At 52.7% G+C, this 622-nt stretch carries 1 rRNA gene; it reads left to right on the top strand.

What is annotated here, in order from left to right:
• Nucleotides 1-622, top strand: a 23S ribosomal RNA gene (locus tag CWM52_RS25895); the annotation flags it as partial.

Raw genomic sequence — 622 nt, 5'->3', positions numbered from 1 at the left:
TGGGGTGACTGCGTACCTTTTGTATAATGGGTCAGCGACTTATATTCTGTAGCAAGGTTAACCGTATAGGGGAGCCGCAGGGAAACCGAGTCTTAACTGGGCGTTAAGTTGCAGGGTATAGACCCGAAACCCGGTGATCTAGCCATGGGCAGGTTGAAGGTTGGGTAACACTAACTGGAGGACCGAACCGACTAATGTTGAAAAATTAGCGGATGACCTGTGGCTGGGGGTGAAAGGCCAATCAAACCGGGAGATAGCTGGTTCTCCCCGAAAGCTATTTAGGTAGCGCCTCGTGAACTCATCTTCGGGGGTAGAGCACTGTTTCGGCTAGGGGGTCATCCCGACTTACCAACCCGATGCAAACTACGAATACCGAAGAATGTTATCACGGGAGACACACGGCGGGTGCTAACGTCCGTCGTGAAGAGGGAAACAACCCAGACCGCCAGCTAAGGTCCCAAAGTCATGGTTAAGTGGGAAACGATGTGGGAAGGCACAGACAGCCAGGATGTTGGCTTAGAAGCAGCCATCATTTAAAGAAAGCGTAATAGCTCACTGGTCGAGTCGGCCTGCGCGGAAGATGTAACGGGGCTAAACCATGCACCGAAGCTGCGGCAGCGAC

It is taken from the genome of Raoultella sp. T31, from assembly GCF_002806725.1.
Lineage (GTDB): Bacteria > Pseudomonadota > Gammaproteobacteria > Enterobacterales > Enterobacteriaceae > Klebsiella > Klebsiella electrica.
Note: the sequence above shows the minus strand (reverse complement) of the source record. Positions and strands in the feature narration are given on the sequence as shown.